The following is a 20602-nucleotide window of genomic DNA, read 5'->3' as shown; positions in this document are numbered from 1 at the left end:
TCGGTCACCGCCTGCTTGGTGATGGCGTTGAACACCACGCGCTCGATCTTGTGATCCTTCAGCGCGCGCTTCTGTTTCATCACTTCCAGCACGTGCCAGGAAATCGCCTCGCCCTCGCGGTCGGGGTCGGTTGCGAGGATCAGCCGGTCCGCCCCTTTCAAGGCACGCGCGATGTCGTTGAGCCGGCCGGCAGCCTTGGGATCGATCTCCCAGATCATCTGGAAATTGGCTTCCGGATCGACCGATCCGTTTTTTGCCGGAAGGTCGCGGACATGACCGAACGACGCCAGAACCTCGTAGGAACCGCCCAAATACTTGTTGATCGTCTTGGCCTTGGCAGGCGACTCGACAATGACGATATTCATGTCATTCCAATAGCTTACAGGGGAGATAGGGGCCGCTTTCACGAGATTCGCGCCGGCCGTTTCGAGGCGAACATGGTGGCAGAGGGCACTTAAGTCAAATCGCCGGGTGTTGAACTGGGGCGAGAACGGCAGAAGATTTCGTCTCTAAGTTGTAGAAAATACCATTAGTTGCACTCTCATCGCGGGAAGTTATAACAACCACCCGATTTGAAATGTGCCGACGCACGCGGCAAAGGATGATCAGCGGATGTCCGCACCTTCAGACCGCAATGACCGCCCCGCCAAGCCTGCGCGGGATGGCGGACGGGACGAGGCCGCAAGCCACATCGCCGAGGCGGTGAGAGATCTCGCGCAACTGGCGCGCCGGCACAAGCACGACACGCTGGGCTTCCTGCTCGACATGGCGCTGATGGAAGCCGAGGAAATCGTTCGCCTTCGCGGCAAGCCTGCATCGCCGAAGTCCTGATCGATCCCTGCCGTTATTCCGGGCGCGATGCAGCGCGATAGCGCTGCTTCGCAGAACCGGGACCCATGTTTTTATAACCGTCGGTGCAGGTGAATGAGTCTCGGTTCAGCAGCGCACCGCTCCGCAAGTGCCATAGTGCGTCGAGCCGCGCGCGCGCCCCGGAATGACTTAGATCAGCGACACCAGCCCGCCGCCGTGGCGCTCGAGCCGTCCGGCCAGTTCGAGTTCGAGCAGCACGGTACGCACCACGGCCGGCGAGGTCCCGGCCATCCGGATCAGATCGTCCAGTCCGATCGGGCTCGGCCCGAGCAGGCCGACGATGCGCGCGCGGTCGCCGGGGTCGGGCTCGTAAGTCCCGGGCAAGTCTTCTTCCGGCTCGCGCGTCGGCAGTTCGACCGGACGGTCCATGATCGGCTGCACCATATTGATGACATCCGATGCCTCGGTGGTCAGCGTCGCACCCTGCTTGATCAGGTCGTTGGTGCCGGCGGCACGCGGATCGAGCGGCGAGCCCGGCACCGCGAACACTTCGCGGCCCTGCTCGGCGGCGATGCGTGCGGTGATCAGCGAGCCGGAGCGATGCGCGGCCTCGACCACGACCACGCCGAGCGCGACGCCGGAGATCAGCCGGTTGCGCCGCGGAAAATCCCGGGCGCGCGGCACGTGGCCGAGCGGCATTTCCGAGATCGCCGCGCCGCACTGCAGGACGGCGTCCAGCAGATCTTCGTGTTCGGCGGGATAGACGCGGTCGTGGCCGCCGGCCAGCACCGCAATTGTGCCGCTGTCGATGCTGGCGCGATGCGCCGCCTGGTCGATGCCGCGCGCCAGACCCGAGGCGATGACAAACCCGGCTTCGCCGAGATCGTGCGCCAGCCGCCCTGTGACCTTGAGGCCGGCGCCGGAGGCGTTGCGCGAGCCGACGATGGCGATCATCGGCCGCGCCAACACCTTGAGCGTTCCGCGCACGCCGAGCAGCGGCGGCGCGTCGTCGATCAGCGCCAGCCGCGGCGGATAGAAGGGCTCGGTCGGGGCGACGAGGCTGACGCCGATCTTCCGTCCCGCGATCAGCTCGGCTTCCGCGTCTTGCTCGCTGTAAATACGGCCGGGACGCGCGGCGCCGCCGCGTCGCGCCAGATCGGGCAACCGGCCCAGCGCGGTGCGCGCGCTGCCGAAATGGTTGATCAGCGAACGAAACGTGCGCGGCCCGACGTTGTCGGAACGGATCAGCCGCAGCCAGTCGATCCGCTGCTCGTCGGTGAGATGGGTGGTGTTTTGGGTGTTGTTGCTCACGTCTGCTCCGTGGGCGAAGCATCGAACAACCCGGGAATGCGGGCTACTTACCAGCGGTTGCACCAGCCACAAACCCATTGGTTAAGTGAGGAACGCTTGACGTTCTCAGGACGGCCACGCAGCTCATTCGGCAATTAAGCTGGCTCAGCCCGTGTTCGCCGCCGCTGAGACCGGAAGGCCGTTCAAACCTTGAACAGAACGTTCAGGCCAGTTTGCGCAGTTTGCGAAATCGCGCGGCAAAGCACTGAGCAGACCGAACGGCAAGCGGCGCGATGGGCGTTGGCTACACACGAGGAATCAAAGGACGGTCGTTATTTCCTTAACTCAGCAAGGACGAAAAACAATCCGATTGATCCCGCTATCGAAATGCTCACCGGGCTAGCGGATCGCAGGTAGGAAAGAATGGTGTCGTTGAACACGGCACCAGCCATCAGCAAAAAGGGTGTGACCACTGTTCCATTCAAAAAATCTACGACAAGTTTCGAGAAAGAATTTTCTGCGTGCGTATTCCAGCGCCAGCCAGCCTTCAAGAAGGCGGCGACGAAGCCGACGCCTACGGTGACGGCATCGACAATCCCATCAAGAGGTATGTGGGCCGGCGAAATGGCCATCTTGGCTAGGCTTCGGAGCGGCCAAAATATCGGCCAATCATAACAGTAAGAAAGCCAACCAATGCACCCCAATGATCAAAACGAGCATGGTCCGGATATGAGAAGAATATCGCGACCAAGCCCGACACGGCCACTCCGACCAAAGCACCTTCGAGGCCATATCGTAGTGATCGGAAGCCCAGATCGACGAAAGAAGATTTTGCTCCCTTGGACTGGCGCATCGCGGGCCTCATCAAAGTATCGAGCATTGGCCCTCCGAGTTAACAAAAAGCCCTAAAGTGAAGCAAAATTGAGTAGCAAACCTAACGTAAATTTAACAATTCGGAACTTGCCGTCGGGTTCCCATGGTTGTCAAGTCCTCCGCTACACGTAACGCGCGAACTATTCATGAACACGCCTCTGCCGGTAGCCAAGTCGATACCGCACTTACTGCTAATGCGACAATACGACTGACCTGATCGGCCATTCGACGTGCGGCGATTGTTTTCGCGCCACGATGATTCTCGTGCGCATCGTAGCAGATATGCGCTAGCGATGTGGTGACGTATGCCAATCTCGGCGCGGCGCAAGTGGCTGAAGTATTCCTCGGCCTGATTCGCGTAAGCCGTGTCCAACGAATAAGCTCCTAATGGTTGATTCGCTTCATCTCGAAGCGCTCATGCAGCCATCCCATGACACTCATCCGCACGAACCGTTGTGCTTTTTTTGGCGATGAGCGCGGATGAATGAAGCGACTTGGCGTTCTGTTCCGAACACTGCCGGGAATCCAATTGCCGCCGCGCTCGCGGATGATGACCACCACCTTGCGCTTGCCGTCCTGGTTGCGCTGGCGAAGACATACTGCGAGCGGTTATGGCGATATGGTCGCACCGACAGACGCTGTTGCTGACAGGGCGGGACGGCGCCGTAGAAGATCCCCTTCCATCTGGCTTGCCCGATCCCGACGTGGTGCTTAAAAGCTGTCCGGTCTTTTCGCATAGGAATGATGCCGATGTTGTCACTTGCCGATCTCCAGCGCCGTATCGAATTGGGCGAGCTTTCGGCCGCTGCGGCGATCGCCCAGTCGCGTGAGGCGATCGACGCGCATGAAAACAGCATCGGCGCCTTTGTCTGTCACACCGAGAACGCCCGCGCGCAAAATGCCGGGCCGCTGCGCGGCATTGCCGTCGGTATCAAGGACATCATGGATACCGCTGAGTTGCCGACCGAAATGGGCTCGCCGATCTACAAGGGCTGGCGGCCCCGCGCCGATGCGCCTGTCGTGACAATGCTGAAGCAGGCTGGAGCGACCATCGCCGGAAAGACCACGACAACCGGATTCGCTTCCGTCGACCCGACCGCGACGCGCAACCCGCGCAACCTCGATCACACGCCCGGCGGATCGTCGTCGGGCTCGGCGGCGGCGGTCGCGGCCGGAATGATTCCCCTGGCGCTGGGCACGCAGACCGGGGGCTCGGTGATCCGGCCGGCCTCGTTCTGCGGCGTGGCCGCGATAAAACCGTCGTTCCGGCTGCTGCCGACGGTGGGCGTGAAGTGTTTTTCGTGGACGCTGGACACCGTCGGGCTGTTCGCGGCCGGCGTCAAAGATCTCGCGCACGGATTGTCCGCGATGACCAACCGGCCGGAACTGCTGCCGGATGGCGCGATGCGGGCGCCGCGCATCGGCATCGTGCTGCAGGATTTCGCGGGCGCGCCGGAAGCAGCGGGAGGGGAGGCGCTGCGGACCGCGGCGTCGGCGGCGGAACGGGCCGGCGCTTCCGTCCGCGACCTCGCATTGCCGGAGATCGTCGCCGAGGCATGGCGGATCCAGCCGACCGTGCAGGATTTTGAGGCGCATCAGGCGCTCGCGTGGGAATACGGCGTGCATCACGATGCAATGCCGCCGCTGCTGCGCGCAAAGCTCGACGAAACCGCCGGGCTCCTGCCCGCCACCTATGACGCGGCGCGCGAGGTTGCGAAGCGGGCCCGGGATGCGTTGGCCGCAATCTTCGAAGACGTTGACGTGCTGTTGACGCTCTCGGCACCGGGCGCAGCGCCAAAGGGACTTTCATCGACCGGCGATCCCCGTTTCAACCGGCTCTGGACCCTGATGGGCGTTCCCTGCGTCAACGTGCCCGCCATCATCGCCGACGGCGGATTGCCCGTCGGCGTGCAGGTGATCGCGCGATACGGCGATGATGCCGGCGCGCTGGCGGCCGCGCGTTTCGTCGAGGAAGCGCTGACGACTTCGTAGGGTGGGCAAAGGCGCTCTTGCGCCGTGCCCACCATTGTAACAACAAACGTGGAATGGTGGGCACGTCGCCGGACGCGTGCGCGCCCGGCGTCTTTGCCCACCCTACGGCGTTACTTCTCTCCGATCCGCCCCTCGGTCCCGGCCTGCAATCGCTTGATGTTCTCGCGGTGTACGTAGAACAGCAGCAGGGTCAGCACTGCGAACAGCGCGGCCAGCGCCGGGTGGCCGAACCACCACAAGAAGATCGGCGTCATGAAGCTTGCGACCAGCGAGGACAGGGATGAGGTGCGCGTGGTGGCGGCGGTGGCGAGCCACAATACGCAAAACACCACCGCGGCGGGCCAGAACAATCCGAAGAGCACGCCGATATAGACCGCGACGCCCTTGCCGCCCTTGAAGTTCAGCCACACTGGAAACAGATGGCCGAGGAACGCGGCGAGGCCCGCCAGCATCGCGGCGTCGGGGCCGCCAACATAGCCCGCGATTAGAACAGCCACCGTTCCCTTCAGCATGTCGCAGAGCAGGGTCGCCGCGGCGAGGCCCTTGCGGCCGGTGCGCAGCACATTGGTTGCGCCGATATTGCCGGAGCCGATCGAGCGCAGGTCCTGCGTGCCGGCGAGTTTGGTGAGGACCAACCCGAACGGAATCGATCCCAGCAGATAGCCGATCGCCAGAGCTAGAATGTACGTGCCGATCATAGGACCTCACACATGTTCATAGACCGTGCGGCCGCCGACGATGGTACGCGCGACGCGGCCGGAGAACTTTGCCTCGTCGAATGGCGTGTTCTTGCATTGCGATTTGAGGTCGCTGGGATCGAGCACCCACGGCGTGTCGGGATCGATCACGATCACGTCGGCGGGCGACCCCGCGCGCAGCGATCCGCCGGGCAGGCCGAGCAGCTCGGCGGGCTTTGTCGACATCGCACGGATCAGCGTTATAAAATCCATCTCGCCGCTGTGGATCAGCCGCAGGCCCGCCGGCAGCATGGTTTGCAGCCCGATCGCGCCGGCGGCGGCTTCCGCGAACGGCAGCCGCTTGGTTTCGACATCCTGCGGATTGTGATCGGACATGATGACGTCGATCAGTCCGGAGGCCACAGCGGCGACCAGCGCGAGACGATCGTCCTCGGTGCGAAGTGGCGGCGACAGTTTCAGGAAGGTCCGGTAGGGGCCGATGTCGTTTTCATTCAGCGTCAGGTGATTGATCGACACCGAGGCGCTCACCGAAAGGCCCGCCTCGCGCGCGCGCTTGAGAATTTCCAGCGATTCAATGCTGGTCAGCGATGCCGCGTGATACCGCCCGCCGGTCAGCGCCACCAAGCGGATGTCGCGTTCCAGCATCACCGCTTCGGCGGCGTCGGGGATGCCGACCAGACCGAGCCTTGCGGCGAATTCGCCCTCGTTCATGACGCCTTCGCCGACCAGGTTAGGATCTTCGGTGTGGTGCACGATCAGCGCGTCGAAATCGCGGGCGTAGGTCAGCGCCCGCCGCATCACCTGCGCGTTGGTGACGCTGCGGTCGCCATCGGTGAAGGCCACGGCGCCGGCGGCCTTCAGCAGGCCGATTTCGGTCATCTCGGCGCCGGCCATGCCCTTGGTCAGCGCCGCCATCGGATGGATATTGACGATGGCGGTGTCGCGCGCGCGGCGCAGGATGAAGTCCACCGTCGCGGAGTTGTCGATCACCGGCCTGGTGTCGGGCTGGCAGATGATGGTGGTGATGCCGCCGGCCGCCGCGGCCTGGCTCGCCGAGGCAATCGTTTCGCGATGGCCGGCGCCGGGTTCGCCGACGAAGGCGCGCATGTCGACCAGCCCGGGCGCGACGACCTTGCCGGCGCAATTGACGATGTCGGTGCCTTCCGGCACGCCGGCAGCGCCGATGCCGCGCCTGCTGTCGCGGATCATGCCGTCGGCGATCAGCACGTCGCCGACGGTGTCGAGGTCGCGCGAGGGGTCGATCAGCCGGGCATTGGCGAGCAGGATCGGGCGGCGGTCGGTCAGCATGATGTCACGCGTTGGGCAGGTTGCGGGCCAGCGCTTCCAGCACCGCCATCCGCACCGCCACTCCCATTTCCACCTGCTCCCGGATCAGCGATTGGGCGCCGTCGGCGACGATCGAGTCGATCTCGACGCCGCGGTTCATCGGCCCCGGATGCATCACCAGCGCGTCCGGCTTGGCATAAGCGAGCTTTTTCTGGTCGAGGCCGAAATAATGGAAATACTCCTGGCTCGACGGCACGAAGGAGCCGTTCATGCGCTCGCGCTGCAGCCGCAGCATCATCACGATATCGGCGCCATTAAGACCCTCGCGCATGTCGCGGGCGACCTCGACCCCCATCCGCTCGATGCCGCGCGGCAGCAGCGTCGATGGCGCGACCACGCGCACGCGCGCGCCCATGGTGTTGAGCAGCAGGATGTTGGAGCGCGCCACCCGCGAATGCATCACGTCACCGCAGATCGCGATGACGAGGCCCTCGAGCCGGCCCTTGTTGCGACGGATGGTCAGCGCATCGAGCAGCGCCTGGGTCGGATGTTCATGGGCGCCGTCGCCGGCGTTGATCACCGAGCCATCGACCTTGCGCGCCAGCAATTCCACGGCACCCGACGCATGGTGCCGCATCACCAGAATATCCGGGTGCATGGCATTCAAGGTGACGGCTGTGTCTATCAGCGTCTCGCCCTTACGCATCGAGGACGAGGTCACCGACATGTTCATGACGTCGGCGCCCAGCCGTTTGCCGGCGATCTCGAACGACGACTGGGTGCGGGTGGAAGCTTCGAAGAACAGGTTGACCTGGGTGCGGCCGCGCAAGCTAGTGCGCTTCTTGTCGACCTGGCGGTTGAGCTCGACATATTCCTCGGAAAGATCGAGCAGGCCGGTGATGTCGTCGGCGGAAAGCCCCTCGATGCCCAGCAGGTGCCGGTGACCGAGGACGAAGGTCGATTTCGATGCAGGGGTCATTAAAACGAGAGCTATAGGGGGGGACGCCGGGCGGGGCAAGGGCGAAGAGGGGGTGTTCGAGTTATCCCCCGGTCTGTCCTGTCGGACGCGAACCAATGCCTCGGAAGGCGCACAATCCTGTCGTTCGTCATGGCCGGACCTGTTCCGGCCATCCACGTCTTGTTTCGCGCTAATTTAGTTGAAAGAAGACGTGGATGCCTGCGACGTCTGCGCGAAGACGCGCTTCGCGCTTTTGCGCGGGCATGACGGTGTTCTCCGGCATAGACTAGAGCCGGAAATCGTTTTCCGGCAGGAAGATGCGCTTGTGCCGCGCATTCGATTCCGCGCCCGGCGACGCAAAGGCGGCGGCCTATATGCGGCCGCTGACGCCGGCGGTAAAATACTGGGTGTCCAAGAGCGCGCCGGGATTTTGTACGAGGCGATGGAATGCCTCGGCGGCAACGGCTATGTCGAGGAAGGCATTTTGGCGCGGCATTATCGCGAATCCCCGGTCAACGCGATCTGGGAAGGTTCCGGCAATGTGATGTGCCTCGACGTGCTCAGAGCATTGTCGCGCGAGGCCGATGCGGCAAGGAGCGTGCTGCAAAGCCTGATCGAGCAAACCGCGGGCCTGCCGGGCGCGGCGGAGACCGCGGCCTTCATCGGCAGCACGTTCCGCAGGGCCGACAGCGAGCGCGTCGCTCGATCGGCGGTGGAGAAACTGGCGATGCTGGCTGCCGCGGCGGCCCTCAACGGCGTGTCGCCGCGCAGCGCCGAATTGTTCGCGGCGACGCGTTGGCCGAGAATCACGCTAGCATGTACGGCGCCGTCGATCTCGCCGGCGAGGACATACGCGGCCTGCTGGAGCGGGCATTGCCCCGGTAAGGACGTCGTCATGCCAGGGCTGGTCCCGGGCATCCACGTCTGCAGCGTTCGCGACAAAGCAAGACGTGGATGGCCGGGACAAGCCCGGCCATGACGCTAAAAGGTTGATCGATGAGTTCTTCTGAAGCGCCCACGCTTGCCGCCGACACGCTACCTCTCACATCACATCCGCCGCGAATCTGGAAATTCTGGGGCACCTGCCTGTGGGGATTGCTTCTGTTCGCGGCGATGTTCGCGGGGCAATTTTTGCTGGTCGTGGTTTTCTTTCTCGCCAAGGGCCCGCCGTTCGACATCGCTTCGATCAAAGCGGTGGCCAGCGCCGGGACGGTGATTTCGCTGTCGGTCATGATGGGACTGCCCGCGGTGCTCGCGGTGTTGTGGCTGGCGACGCGGATGGCGCGTATGCCATTTGCCGATTACCTGGCGCTGCGCCGCACCTCATGGCGCAATCTTCTGATCGGCATCGTCGCCCTGATCGTGCTGATCGCGGGCTGGGACCTGCTGTCGCGCATGCTCGGCCGCGAGATCTCGCCGGGCTTCATGGTCGATGTGCTGAAATCGGCGCATGCCGATGGCGCATTATGGCTGCTGGTAGTCGCGTTCGCGGTCGCCGCACCGGTGACCGAAGAACTGATGGTTCGCGGATTTCTCTACCGCGGATGGTCGGAATCGGCTCTCGGCCCCGTAGGCGCCATCGTGCTGTCGTCGCTGGTGTGGACGGCGATGCACGCGCAATATTACGACTGGTTCCTGTTCAGCGAAGTGATGTCGATCGGATTGCTGCTCGGTTACATACGCTACCGCAGCAATTCGACCTGGCTAACGACCATCATGCACGGCACCAACAATCTCGCCGCGACGCTACAGAGCGTCTGGCTCGCGGCGCAGTGAGGTTCGTCGTCATTGCGAGGAGCGCAGCGACGAAGCAATCCAGTTCTCTTGTGGCCTTCTGGATTGCTTCGCTTCGCTCGCAATGACGGCTAGCTAGTCGCCCGTCGACCGGCGCATTACCGTCAGCCGGTCCAGCGCGCCCTGCAAAATGAAGATCGCGGCATGCTCGTCGATCACCTCCGCGCGCCGGGCGCGGCGCATGTCCATGCCGATCAGCTCGCGCTCGACCGCGACGGTGGACAGCCGCTCGTCCCACAGCGCGATGGGAAGATCGGTGAGCTTGGAAAAGTTGCGCGCGAAAGCGCGGGTGGATTGCGCGCGCGGGCCTTCGCTGCCGTCCATGTTGATGGGCAAGCCGAGCACGAAGCCGGCGGTGTTGCGCTCACGCGCGATCGCCAGCAACCGCGCCGCGTCGACGGTGAAGCTCTTGCGCGCAATGGTCTCCACCCCCGTTGCCAGCCGACGATCGGGATCGGACACCGCGACGCCGATGGTCTTGGTGCCGAGATCCAGCCCAACCAGCGCGCCGCGGTCGGGCCAGTGCGCCGTTGCGTCGATCAGGGGCAGGATGAGTGCGGGCATGGCGTCGCATAGCACGTGGCTTATAACGGGTGCAAAGCGTGAAAGGCTGGCGACGATGGACGGGCTGACTTTTTTCGGATTATTCGCTGTTAGCGCAATGCTCGTCTGTTACGCGCTGGAGGATCGCAGCCACTGGTTCATCCTTGCATTCGCCACGGCCTGCGCGCTCGGCTCGGCCTATGGATTTCTGCAGGGCGCCTGGCCGTTCGGTCTGGTCGAAGCGATCTGGACCGGCGTCGCACTGCGACGCTGGATTGTCAGGCAGCGAAAGAGCGCATAGGGATTTTGGCGTATCCCTATTTGCCCGCTTTCATTCTCTCGCCTTTGCGCCCGGAGCCTTTGACCACCAGAGCCAGCAGGGTGCGCAACGCCAGCACCGGTGGCGAGATTTCACCTCGGCGCCAGATCAGCGGCGTGACCATCTCGCTTTGGGCGCGGGGAATGCGGTTGCGGCGCACCAACGCCTGCGGCATGGCATCGAGCACCGCCTCCGGCATCAGGGCGATCCCCGCACCGGCGGCGACGCAGGCGACGATCGCGTGATACGAGCTCAGCTCCAGCACGCGCGAGGTGGCCAGGCTTTCGCGCTTCAGCCAGCGTTGCAGCACGCGGCGGTAGGCGCAGCCGTGAGGGAAGGCGATCAGGCTTTGGCCTTCGGCATCACGCGCCCTGGCGATCGGCGCGTGGTCCTGGCTTGAGATCACCACGAGGCTCTCGCGAAACACCGGCAGGTAAGCGAGTCCGCGCGCCGATGGAGGCTCGGCGATAAAGGCGGCGTCGAGCCGCCGCTCGGCCACTGCACTCACCAGCGCGTCGTTGGTGCCGGTGGTGAGCTCGAGGCGCACGTCAGGATAGCGGCGGTGAAAGTCAGCGAGTATGCCGGGCAGCCGGCTCGCGGTCGTGCTCTCCAATGCGCCCAGTTTCAGCAAACCATGCGGCGCCGCGCCGGAGACGACGTGGCGCGCCTCTTCGGAGAGGCCGATCAGCCGCTCGGCGTAGCCAAGCAGAACTTCGCCGCTCGGAGCCAGATGGAGCCGCTGGCGGTCGCGGTGGAACAGCGGGATGCCTACAGCGGTCTCAAGCTGCTTGATGCGCGTGCTGATGTTCGAAGGTACGCGGTGCAGCTTGTGCGCGGCCTTGACGATGCCGCCTTCCTCCACGACGGCTTTGAACACCCGCAAATCGGTGAAGTTCATCGTCAGTTCTCCGCCGGCAAGTCGATGGTATTTTCAAACAGAGAATAACTGGTTCTCTATTATTCAGTATTTGAGAAACAAGATCCAGCCTAAGCTTGTTACGACGGAATTCAAGCTGCGGTGTGTCGAAAACGTCGGGGTCGCCCCGCATGCCAGCGCTGCAACCGGCCGGTCCGCCATGTCCATCGCTCTTGCGCCCGCAACGCTCGCCGAAACACCGACCGCCGGTGCCGCCATATCGACCGGCCTTATCGGTCTGGCGGTGGCTATGGGGATCGGCCGTTTTGCCTTCACGCCGTTGTTGCCGCTGATGGTGCAGGACTCCGGCGTGAGCCTGGTGCAGGGCAGCTGGCTCGCGACCGCGAACTATGTGGGTTACCTCGTCGGGGCCTTGATGTGCATTTCCTCGCCGCCGGCGCCACCGCGCGCCATCCGTTGGGGGCTGGTTTCGATCGCCTTTTTCACCTTGGGCATGGGACTGACGGCAGAACTCCGGCTGTGGCTCGCTCTGCGTTTTCTTGCCGGGGCGGGTAGCGCGTTCGTGCTGGTTGGCGTGTCCGCATGGGTCATGCCTATCCTCGCGCAACTGCATCAGGCGACGCGGTCGGGACAGGTGTTCGCGGGGGTCGGCGTCGGCATCTGCTTTGCCGGTCTGGTGGCTCTCGTCGCGGGTGTAACAGCTTCGGGCTCGCAGGCGACGTGGATCAGTCTGGGCGTGATTGCAGCGTTATTCGCGCTCGCGTTGTGGCGGCAGCTCACAGGTGGCGGCGTGCACGCAACCGCGGTAGTGGGCCATGCGCCGCTGACCAGGCAGGCGTGGACGGCCGCGCTCTGCTATGGTGCGTTCGGTTACGGCTATATTATTCCCGCTACGTTTCTGCCGGCGCTGGCGCGGGAGGCAATCAAGGATCCCGCGGTGTTCGGCTGGGTTTGGCCGATATTCGGCGCCGCCGCCGCCGTCTCGACGGTGCTGGCCGTGCGGCTGTTGCCGGCGCTTTCGTCGCGGCGTCTGTGGGCTTATGGACAATGGCTGCTGGCATTGGGCGTCGTGGCGCCGGTTTTCGCGATCAATCTCACCACGCTGTCGTTTGCCGCCTTGTGTGTCGGCGGCACCTTCATGGTGATCACGATGGCGGGAATACAGGAAGCGCGGCGCCTCGGCGGAGCGCGGGTGGTGGCCCTCTGCACGGCCGCGTTTGCCTTCGGGCAGATTGTCGGACCGTTGACGGTCAGTCTATTTGACGGCCGGCTGCTGCTGCCCAGCCTGCTTGCTGCGTTGGCGCTGGCGGCGAGCAGCCTCACGCTCGGTTTGACCGCGCCTGCCTCCATGCTATCCGAGACCACCCCGGGTCCACGACGCCCGAGCTAATCCCCCATGGCCGAACGAGCTGATCATGTGGCCCGACCGCAGACTTATCGACCTGTTCAAGACCGAATTTCCCATCGTGCAGGCGCCGATGGCCGGCGTGATGGACGCCGACCTGGTGATCGCGGCGGCGCAGGGCGGCGCGCTGGGGTCGCTGCCCAGCGCGATGCTGTCGGTCGAGAAGGCGCGCGAGCAGGTCAACATCATCCGCCAGCGCGTGTCGGCGCCGGTCAACCTGAATTTCTTCTGCCACACGCCGGTCGATGTCGATTCCTTGCGCGAGGCCGGATGGAAGCGGCGGCTGGCGTCGTATTACAGCGAATTCGGGCTTGATCCGGCGGCTCCCATCAACGCCGCCAACCGCGCGCCGTTCGATGCGGCGATGTGCGAACTGATCGAGGAGCTGAAGCCCGAGGTCGTCAGCTTCCACTTCGGCTTGCCGGAGCCGGCACTGTTGAAGCGGATCAAGGCTGCGGGGAGCATCGTGATCGCCTCGGCGACCATCGTGCGCGAGGCGATCTGGCTGGAAGAGCATGGCGCCGACGCCATTATCGCGCAGGGCGCGGAGGCCGGCGGCCATCGCGGCATGTTCCTGACTGAAAACATTGCCGAGCAGCCCGGCACCTTCGCGCTGGTGCCGCAGGTGGTGGATGCGGTGCGCGTGCCGGTGATCGCGGCGGGCGGCATCGCCGACGGGCGCGGCATCGCCGCGGCGTTCGCGCTGGGCGCCGCCGGGGTGCAGATCGGCACCGCCTATCTGCACTGTCCCGAATCCAGGATCATCGCGCCGCACCGTGCGGCGCTGGCCGGGGCGCATGACGATTCCACGGTCATCACCAATGTGATGACCGGGCGTCCGGCCCGCGGGGTTGCGAACCGGGTGATGCGCGAGGCCGGCCCGATCTCGCCGGACGCGCCGGCATTCCCGCATGCCGCAACCGCGCTTGGGCCCTTGAAGGCGGCGGCGGAAAAGCTCGGCAGGGTCGATTTCACCAATCTGTGGGCCGGGCAGGCGGTAGGACTGGTCCGGAACATCCCGGCGGCGGAACTGACCCGGGCGCTGGCGGGTGATGCGTTGAAGCGGCTGAGCGCGCTGGCGGGGTAATCACGCCTTTTCGTCATGGCCGGGCTTGAACCCGCCATCCACGTCTTGCTTGCGGCGCGCTGTTAAGACGCGGATGCCGGGCACAAGGCCGGGCATGACGAACTTCACAACCGCGCGGTTGCGGTGCGAAAGGTCCGTCTGCTATACGGCGGGCTGATTTTGCCGCCGGAGGCCCTCACTATGTCCGTCGATGCCGCCACCGTTCGCCGCATCGCGCATCTGGCGCGGATCGCAGTCGATGAGGCCGAAATTCTCCCTCTGCAGGGCGAACTGAACGCGATGCTGGCGTTTGTCGAGCAGTTGTCGGAAGTCGACGTCGCGGGCGTCGAGCCGATGACCTCGGTGACGCCGATGGAAATGAAGAAGCGCGCCGACATCGTCAATGACGGCGGCATTGCGGACCAGGTGGTCGCGAACGCGCCGGCCATCGAAGGCCATTTCTTTCTGGTGCCGAAAGTCGTCGAATAATTTGTCCGGTTTTCGAGGATCTTATGTGTCTGCTTTGCGACGATGAGAAGGCCTATCAGGCCTACATGAACTATCTGGACGCCATGGAGCGTCAGGGCAAGCCCGCCGATCCCGACAAGGCGATGGACGCCGTGCTCGATCAGCTGGAGGCGGCCGACAAGACGCGCCCGGACGATCCGGCCAATGACAAGACGCTGTCGCCGTTCTTCTGCAGCCCGGTCAATAAATGACCGACCTGACCGCGCTGACGCTCAGTGAGGCCCGTGAGGGCCTTGCGAAAAAATCCTTTACGTCGCTTGAATTGACCGACGCGCATATCGCCGCGATCGAAACCGCGCGCGCGCTCAATGCGTTCGTGCTTGAGACGCCGGATCGGGCGCGCAGCATGGCGCGCGAGGCCGATGCCAGACTAGCGAAAGGCGAGGGCAGGCCGCTCGGCGGCGTCCCGCTCGGGATCAAGGACCTGTTCGCCACCAAAGACGTGCGCACCACCGCTTGCTCAAATATCCTCGGCAATTTCATGCCGTCTTATGAATCCACCGTGACCTCGCAACTGTGGCGTGACGGCGCGGTGCTGCTCGGCAAGCTCAACAATGACGAGTTCGCGATGGGCTCGTCGAACGAGACTTCGTGTTTCGGCCCGGTGGTCAATCCATGGCGACGGCGCATGCGCGCCGTCAGCGCCCGGCCGCCCGACGCAGGCGATGCGAAGGCCGGACGAATTGAATTTCCGGAATTCGACGATACCCGCTTGGTGCCCGGCGGCTCGTCCGGCGGTTCGGCCTCGGCGGTGGCGGCGCAACTATGCATGGGCGCGACCGCGACCGACACCGGCGGCTCGATCCGGCAACCCGCCGCGTTCACCGGCACCGTCGGCATGAAGCCGACTTACGGGCGCTGCTCGCGCTGGGGCATCGTCGCGTTCGCCTCCTCGCTCGATCAGGCTGGGCCGATCGCGCGCACCGTCCGCGACGCCTCGATCCTGATGCGCTCGATGGCCGGTCACGACCCGAAGGACACCACTTCGGTCGATCGTGCGGTGCCGGACTTCGAGGCCGCGATCGGCAAATCCGTCAGGGGCATGAAGATCGGGATACCCAGAGAATACCGCCTCGACGGCATGCCCGATGAAATCGAGAAACTCTGGACCGAGGGCGCGGGCTGGCTGAAATCGGCCGGTGCGGAACTGGTCGAGGTGTCGCTGCCGCACACCAAATACGCACTGCCGGCCTATTACATCGTCGCGCCGGCCGAAGCGTCGTCGAATCTCGCGCGTTACGACGGCGTGCGCTACTGCCTGCGCGTCGAGGGGCGCAACATCGTCGACATGTATGAGAAGACCCGCGCGAAGGGCTTTGGCGCGGAAGTCCGCCGCCGCGTCATGATCGGCACCTATGTGCTGTCGGCCGGCTATTACGATGCCTATTATTTGCGCGCGCAGAAAGTGCGCACCCTGATCAAGAAGGATTTCGAGGATTGTTTTGCCCGGGGCGTGAACGCGATCCTGACGCCCGCGACGCCGTCGGCTGCATTCGGCATCGGCGAAAAGGGCGGCGCCGATCCGGTCGAGATGTATCTCAACGATATCTTCACGGTGACCGCGAACATGGCGGGGCTGCCCGGAATCGCGGTTCCCGCCGGCAAGGATGCGCAGGGATTGCCGCTCGGGCTGCAGCTGATCGGGCGGCCGTTCGATGAGGAGACGCTGTTCTCGCTCGGCGACGTGATCGAGCAGGCCGCGGGACGCTTCATGCCGCCGAAATGGTGGGTGTGAAGTTCCATTTTGATAGCGTCGGTTTTTGCGTTGCGTTTTCTGCGGCGCTTCGCCATGCTCGAATCATGGGGATGCCATGAGTATGAGCGGTGATGACGGTGTTCCGTCCTCCCAGCAGGTCGATCGGCTTCTGGGTTCGTCCAAGCTCGCCTTGGCGATCGAGAATGACAAATACAAGGACCTGCTCGATCACGCGCCGGTAGCGGTTGCGGTATCGCGCGGTTCCGGCGCGGAGCAGCAGGTGGTTTACGCCAACAAGGCGTTCGAGGGATTGCTGTCGCTGGCGCCGTCCGACGTGGAAGGCCGGAGCTGGCTAAGCCTCGACGGTTTTCTGAACGAGGATGATCCCGCCCAGACGCTGGGCGAAGCGATCAAGGACGGCGAGGATTTTATCGGCGTGTTCCGCCCCGCGGGGCCGGTCGACCGTCTTGTCATCGTGCAGGCTTACGCCTCGGTGATCGAAAGCGATGATGGCATCGAGAATTTCCGGATCGCGGCGCTGGTCGATGTCGGCGGCCGCGAGCGGGCGCAGATCGAGCAGTTCGAAAACCAGATACGCGACCGCGACATGCTGATGCGCGAGCTGCAGCACCGGGTGAAGAACAATCTGCAGCTGATCACGGCGCTGGTGCGGCTCGAAGCCCGCTCGGCGGTCGAGGGCGAGTCGGTGGCGCTGGCGCGGCTGGCAAGCCGGATCGACGCCTTGGCAGTGCTGTACCGCACCCTGTCAGCGGAAAACGCCGCGGCCGACATCGATCTCGGGCAGTACCTGTCCGATATCGCCACCGCGGTGATGCAGGCCAGCGCGATGCCGGGCGTCGAAATCGATCTGCAGGTGGGCTATTGCCCGCTGTCGATCAACGTCGTGATGCCTGCCGGGCTTCTGGTCAACGAAATGCTGACCAACGCGCTGAAATACGCCTTTATCGGGCGCAGCAACGGACTGATAAAACTGATCTGCAAATGCGAGAATGGCCGCGTCACGGTGGTGGTGTCCGATGACGGCGTCGGGCTCGGCGAAAACCAGCAATGGCCGTCGCCGCGAAAACTCGGCGCGCTGATCCTGCAGACCTTACGGGAAAACGCCAAGAATGTCGTATTCCGCGCTGAAAGCATCCGCGGCCAGGGCACCTGGTTCACGCTGACCTTCGACGCCTCGCCGACGCCGGCGCCGAACTAGCCGGCCAATCGGCGATATCCGGCTTGATTCGGCTCTAAGAATAGTTACTGTGTAACTATTAGTAACTAGGAGGGTGTCATGGGAAAATATGAGCCCCTGACCGAATTCTTGCAGAAACAGCGCGGCGGCGAAGTTCGCATGAGCTTTGCGCAAATCGAGCGCGTGGTCGGCTTCAAATTGCCGCCGGTAGCGCAGCGTCACCGCGCGTGGTGGAGCAACTCGCCAACGAATAATGTGATGACGCGGGCTTGGCTCGACGCCGGTTTTCGCAGCGAGCAGGTGGATATGACGGCACGCAAGCTCGTGTTCCGGCGCGAGAAGCAGGCCGATGCTCCAAAGCCTGATCCTGCAGCGAAGACAGGCCGGCATCCACTCATCGGTTGGATGAAGGGAACAGTCACTATTCCCGAAGGCGTCGACCTGACCGAGCCCGCCGATCCCGAGTGGGGCGAGCGGGCCTGGGGTGATCGCGAGTAAGTATGGATATCCCACTCCTCCTCGATACCTGTGCCGCTATTTGGATCACCGAGGAAGAGCCCATCTCGCGGGAGGCTTTCACCGCCTTGCAGCGCGCTCGCGAAGCCGGCGAACCAATTTACGTTTCCCCCATCACCGCGTGGGAAATCGGCCTGCTCGTTGCGCGGGGCCGACTGAACTTGTTGGTGGCGCCGCAGCGCTGGTTTGAGCGTCTGTTGCACGCACCCGGGCTCCAGCTAGCGGAAATGCCTCCTGCTATATTGATGTCCTCATCGTTTTTGCCCGGAAAGCCGCCGAATGATCCCGCCGACCGGATTTTCATCGCAACCGCGCGCGAGTACGGCTATCGGCTCGTCACCCGCGACCGACCGCTGTTGGAATATGCGCGCGAAGGGCATATTCAGGCGCTTGCCTGCTAAGCGAGCCCTCATGACCACCGCCGACTTCAAATCGAGTCTTTCTGGTATGGCCCCCGCGCCAGGCATTTCGCCGCCGCTCGCGGCGTTGTGGTGGGCCGCCAAAGGCGACTGGACCAAGGCGCACGAAATCGTCCAGGACGAGGAGGGCGTGGACGCGGCGTGGGTTCATGCCTATCTGCATCGTATCGAAGGCGATCTCGGCAATGCCGGCTATTGGTACCGGCGGGCCGGCAAGCCGGTTGCGAGCGGGCCGGTCGAGGCCGAGTGGGACAGAGTTGTGTCGGCGCTGCTTGAAGGCGAACAAACATGAATGCTCCGGTCAAACCATCGAAGCTGATCAAGGGCGCCACCGGCGACTGGGAAATGGTGATCGGCGTCGAGGTCCATGCCCAGGTCACCTCGAACTCAAAACTATTTTCCGGCGCCTCGACCGAATTCGGCGGCGAGCCCAACAGCCATGTCTCGCTGGTCGATGCGGCGATGCCGGGCATGCTGCCCGTCATCAACGAAGTCTGCATCCGGCAAGCGGTGCGCACCGGGCTCGGCCTGAAGGCGCAGATCAACCTGCGCTCGGTGTTCGACCGCAAGAACTATTTCTATCCCGACCTGCCGCAGGGCTACCAGATCAGCCAGTACAAGTCGCCGATCGTCGGCGAGGGTGAGGTCGTCGTCGATTTGGAGAGCGGCGAGAGTATCAGCGTCGGCATCGAACGGCTGCATCTGGAGCAGGACGCCGCCAAGTTGCTGCATGACCAGAATCCGGCGATGTCGCTGGTCGACCTCAACCGCTCCGGTGTGGCGCTGATGGAGATTGTCTCAAAACCCGACATGCGCTCGTCCGAGCAGGCGCGGGCCTATGTGACGAAACTGCGCGCGATCCTGCGCTATCTCGGCACCTGCGACGGCGACATGGAAAAGGGCTCGCTGCGCGCCGACGTCAATGTGTCGGTGCGAAAACCCGGCGATCCCCTTGGCACCCGCTGCGAGATCAAGAACGTCAATTCGATCCGCTTCATCGGCCAGGCCATCGACTACGAGGCGCGGCGCCAGATCGGCATCCTGGAAGACGGCGGCTCGATCGAGCAGGAAACCCGACTGTTCGACCCGGGCAAGGGCGAGACCCGCTCGATGCGCAGCAAGGAAGAGGCGCACGACTATCGCTATTTCCCCGATCCGGATCTGCTGCCGCTCGAGTTCACGCAGGGCTATGTCGATGAACTCAAAGCCGATCTGCCGGAATTGCCGGATCAAAAGAAGGCGCGCTTCATCGGCGACTTCGGCCTGACGCCCTACGACGCCGGCGTGCTGGTCAGCGAGCAGGAAAGCGCCGATTTCTACGAGGCGGTGCTGGCAAATCTGGCGAACCGGAGCCGCGACGGCAAGCTTGCCGCCAACTGGGTCATCAATGAACTGTTTGGCCGGCTCAACAAGGAAGGCGAGGGCATCGCCGCCTCGCCGCTGTCGGCCGCGCAGCTTGCTGCCATCGTCGGCCTGATCGGCGAGGGCACGATCTCCGGCAAGATCGCCAAGGACCTGTTCGAGATGGTCTGGGCCGAGGGCGGCGATCCCCGCGCGCTGGTCGAAGCGCGCGGGATGAAGCAGGTCACCGACGTCGGCGCGATCGAGAAGGCGGTGGACGAGATTATCGCCGCCAATCCCGACAAGGTCGCGCAGGCGAAGGCCAAGCCGCAGCTGGTCGGCTGGTTCGTCGGCCAGGTGATGAAGGCTTCCGGCGGCAAGGCCAATCCGCAGTCGGTGAACGATCTGTTGAAGTCGAAACTCGGCATCTAAATCTCGCGTGAGCGACAAACGCGCCAGCGAATCAGCTTTCCGCGATTCGCGCGAAAATCCGGTTTTGGCGAGCGCCGATCAGACGCGAAGGCTTCGCGCGTAAAAATTTTTTCATTGCCAAAATCTGCGACTCAGAGTCCGCGCAAAGCACTTTCGGCTGCACTCGATGAGTCGCGACGATGCGCTCGAGGTGTTGCGCGCGTCATAAGCGAATCAAAAAAATGCCTGCGGCACAGGCGCTTTCTGCAATCTTGACATTCGCCGATGTAGAGTTTTCGCGCACTATTCGCATCGCTCCGGACGCGCGCCGTGATGTTGTCGCTCGGCGCGCGCTGCACGCGCTGACGTTGCCGCGTCAACACTTCCTTAAGCGGGACGCTGTTTTTTCTAATGTGTTGGTGTATTCGGGATGCAGTGCATATCGATTCCCGAATGCACGCAGCGACTAAGCCATCTCACTACATTAGGAGGGCAACATGGCCAAGAAAGCTAAGAAGGCAAAGAAGGCGAAGGCAAAGAGCGCAGTGAAGAAGACTGCGAAGAAGACGTCCAAGAAGAAG

Annotated in this window: 25 protein-coding genes and 1 pseudogene; 15 read left to right on the top strand and 11 right to left on the bottom strand. The window is 63.7% G+C overall.

The window, feature by feature from the left end; genetic code table 11:
• A partial coding sequence (locus VGP39_RS20965) for a toprim domain-containing protein (RefSeq protein ID WP_327570011.1) occupies window positions 1–365 on the bottom strand: 365 nt, incomplete at its 3' end.
• Window positions 366–612: 247 nt separating this feature from the next.
• On the opposite strand from VGP39_RS20965, the gene VGP39_RS20960 reads away from it, so the two are divergent.
• On the top strand, window positions 613–831 hold the full coding sequence (locus VGP39_RS20960) for a hypothetical protein (protein WP_327570010.1): 219 nt from the start codon (window positions 613–615) through the stop codon (window positions 829–831).
• Window positions 832–999: 168 nt separating this feature from the next.
• On the opposite strand, the gene dprA is transcribed toward VGP39_RS20960, so the two are convergent.
• The 5 genes from dprA to VGP39_RS20940 form a co-directional block, all read right to left on the bottom strand.
• Complete coding sequence (dprA, locus tag VGP39_RS20955; protein ID WP_327570009.1) at window positions 1000–2121, bottom strand: DNA-processing protein DprA; 1122 nt, start codon at window positions 2119–2121, stop codon at window positions 1000–1002.
• Window positions 2122–2432: 311 nt separating this feature from the next.
• The gene (locus VGP39_RS20950) at window positions 2433–2732 is read right to left on the bottom strand and encodes a hypothetical protein (protein WP_327570008.1); all 300 of its coding nucleotides are present in this window, start codon (window positions 2730–2732) and stop codon (window positions 2433–2435) included.
• Between the two features lie 5 nt (window positions 2733–2737).
• On the bottom strand, window positions 2738–2980 hold the full coding sequence (locus VGP39_RS20945; RefSeq protein ID WP_327570007.1) for a hypothetical protein: 243 nt from the start codon (window positions 2978–2980) through the stop codon (window positions 2738–2740).
• A gap of 54 nt (window positions 2981–3034) precedes the next feature.
• Window positions 3035–3301 carry a hypothetical protein gene (locus VGP39_RS28215; RefSeq protein WP_414644754.1) on the bottom strand — a complete coding sequence of 89 codons (267 nt, stop codon included), beginning with the start codon at window positions 3299–3301 and terminating at the stop codon, window positions 3035–3037.
• Between the two features lie 56 nt (window positions 3302–3357).
• Complete coding sequence (locus VGP39_RS20940; RefSeq protein ID WP_327570006.1) at window positions 3358–3534, bottom strand: hypothetical protein; 177 nt, start codon at window positions 3532–3534, stop codon at window positions 3358–3360.
• 189 nt (window positions 3535–3723) lie between these two features.
• On the opposite strand from VGP39_RS20940, the gene VGP39_RS20935 reads away from it, so the two are divergent.
• Window positions 3724–4965 carry an amidase gene (locus tag VGP39_RS20935; RefSeq protein ID WP_327570005.1) on the top strand — a complete coding sequence of 414 codons (1242 nt, stop codon included), beginning with the start codon at window positions 3724–3726 and terminating at the stop codon, window positions 4963–4965.
• Between the two features lie 110 nt (window positions 4966–5075).
• On the opposite strand, the gene plsY is transcribed toward VGP39_RS20935, so the two are convergent.
• From plsY to VGP39_RS20920, 3 genes are read right to left on the bottom strand one after another with little or no spacing between them, the layout of a single operon-like run.
• Window positions 5076–5663: a glycerol-3-phosphate 1-O-acyltransferase PlsY gene (gene plsY, locus VGP39_RS20930; protein ID WP_327570004.1), complete on the bottom strand. Its 588-nt coding sequence runs from the start codon at window positions 5661–5663 to the stop codon at window positions 5076–5078.
• 6 nt (window positions 5664–5669) lie between these two features.
• Window positions 5670–6971, bottom strand: coding sequence for a dihydroorotase (locus tag VGP39_RS20925; protein ID WP_327570003.1), 1302 nt, complete (start codon window positions 6969–6971; stop codon window positions 5670–5672).
• 4 nt (window positions 6972–6975) lie between these two features.
• A complete protein-coding gene (locus VGP39_RS20920; protein ID WP_327570002.1) occupies window positions 6976–7929 on the bottom strand; it encodes an aspartate carbamoyltransferase catalytic subunit in 954 nt (317 codons plus the stop codon).
• Between the two features lie 296 nt (window positions 7930–8225).
• Here VGP39_RS20920 and VGP39_RS20915 point away from each other — a divergent pair.
• Window positions 8226–8793: pseudogene (locus VGP39_RS20915) on the top strand (acyl-CoA dehydrogenase family protein); the annotation flags it as partial.
• 111 nt (window positions 8794–8904) lie between these two features.
• Window positions 8905–9684, top strand: a complete 780-nt coding sequence (locus tag VGP39_RS20910) for a type II CAAX endopeptidase family protein (protein WP_327570001.1) — start codon at window positions 8905–8907, stop codon at window positions 9682–9684.
• A 93-nt stretch (window positions 9685–9777) separates the two neighbouring features.
• On the opposite strand, the gene ruvX is transcribed toward VGP39_RS20910, so the two are convergent.
• A complete protein-coding gene (ruvX, locus tag VGP39_RS20905) occupies window positions 9778–10266 on the bottom strand; it encodes a Holliday junction resolvase RuvX (RefSeq protein WP_327570000.1) in 489 nt (162 codons plus the stop codon).
• Window positions 10267–10321: 55 nt separating this feature from the next.
• On the opposite strand from ruvX, the gene VGP39_RS20900 reads away from it, so the two are divergent.
• Window positions 10322–10546, top strand: coding sequence for a hypothetical protein (locus VGP39_RS20900; RefSeq protein WP_327569999.1), 225 nt, complete (start codon window positions 10322–10324; stop codon window positions 10544–10546).
• Window positions 10547–10562: 16 nt separating this feature from the next.
• Here the strand turns inward: VGP39_RS20900 and VGP39_RS20895 are convergent, their stop codons facing one another.
• A complete protein-coding gene (locus tag VGP39_RS20895; RefSeq protein WP_327569998.1) occupies window positions 10563–11462 on the bottom strand; it encodes a LysR substrate-binding domain-containing protein in 900 nt (299 codons plus the stop codon).
• On the opposite strand from VGP39_RS20895, the gene VGP39_RS20890 reads away from it, so the two are divergent.
• From VGP39_RS20890 to gatB, 10 genes are all read left to right on the top strand, one after another.
• Window positions 11452–12831: a YbfB/YjiJ family MFS transporter gene (locus VGP39_RS20890; RefSeq protein ID WP_327569997.1), complete on the top strand. Its 1380-nt coding sequence runs from the start codon at window positions 11452–11454 to the stop codon at window positions 12829–12831. The genes VGP39_RS20895 and VGP39_RS20890 overlap by 11 nt on opposite strands.
• A 25-nt stretch (window positions 12832–12856) precedes the next feature.
• Window positions 12857–13933 carry a nitronate monooxygenase family protein gene (locus VGP39_RS20885; RefSeq protein ID WP_327569996.1) on the top strand — a complete coding sequence of 359 codons (1077 nt, stop codon included), beginning with the start codon at window positions 12857–12859 and terminating at the stop codon, window positions 13931–13933.
• A gap of 180 nt (window positions 13934–14113) precedes the next feature.
• Window positions 14114–14401, top strand: coding sequence for an Asp-tRNA(Asn)/Glu-tRNA(Gln) amidotransferase subunit GatC (gene gatC, locus VGP39_RS20880; RefSeq protein WP_327569995.1), 288 nt, complete (start codon window positions 14114–14116; stop codon window positions 14399–14401).
• Between the two features lie 23 nt (window positions 14402–14424).
• The gene (locus VGP39_RS20875) at window positions 14425–14631 is read left to right on the top strand and encodes a hypothetical protein (protein WP_327569994.1); all 207 of its coding nucleotides are present in this window, start codon (window positions 14425–14427) and stop codon (window positions 14629–14631) included.
• A complete protein-coding gene (locus VGP39_RS20870; protein ID WP_327569993.1) occupies window positions 14628–16175 on the top strand; it encodes an amidase in 1548 nt (515 codons plus the stop codon). Before VGP39_RS20875 ends, VGP39_RS20870 begins: the two co-directional genes overlap by 4 nt.
• Before the next feature lie 82 nt (window positions 16176–16257).
• Window positions 16258–17355 (top strand): sensor histidine kinase, encoded by a 1098-nt coding sequence (locus tag VGP39_RS20865; RefSeq protein WP_327569992.1) that lies wholly within the window; start codon window positions 16258–16260, stop codon window positions 17353–17355.
• Between the two features lie 78 nt (window positions 17356–17433).
• Window positions 17434–17832 carry a DUF7662 domain-containing protein gene (locus tag VGP39_RS20860; RefSeq protein ID WP_327569991.1) on the top strand — a complete coding sequence of 133 codons (399 nt, stop codon included), beginning with the start codon at window positions 17434–17436 and terminating at the stop codon, window positions 17830–17832.
• A gap of 2 nt (window positions 17833–17834) precedes the next feature.
• Window positions 17835–18251, top strand: a complete 417-nt coding sequence (locus tag VGP39_RS20855) for a type II toxin-antitoxin system VapC family toxin (protein ID WP_327569990.1) — start codon at window positions 17835–17837, stop codon at window positions 18249–18251.
• Between the two features lie 10 nt (window positions 18252–18261).
• Entirely contained in the window at window positions 18262–18561 is a 300-nt protein-coding gene (locus VGP39_RS20850; protein ID WP_327569989.1) for a hypothetical protein, read from the top strand.
• Window positions 18558–20042: an Asp-tRNA(Asn)/Glu-tRNA(Gln) amidotransferase subunit GatB gene (gatB, locus tag VGP39_RS20845; protein WP_327569988.1), complete on the top strand. Its 1485-nt coding sequence runs from the start codon at window positions 18558–18560 to the stop codon at window positions 20040–20042. Before VGP39_RS20850 ends, gatB begins: the two co-directional genes overlap by 4 nt.
• Window positions 20043–20602 lie beyond the last annotated feature (560 nt).

The organism is Bradyrhizobium sp. (genome assembly GCF_036009065.1).
In the GTDB taxonomy this organism is placed as follows: Bacteria; Pseudomonadota; Alphaproteobacteria; order Rhizobiales; family Xanthobacteraceae; genus Bradyrhizobium.
This window is presented reverse-complemented; position numbering and strand designations above follow the sequence as displayed.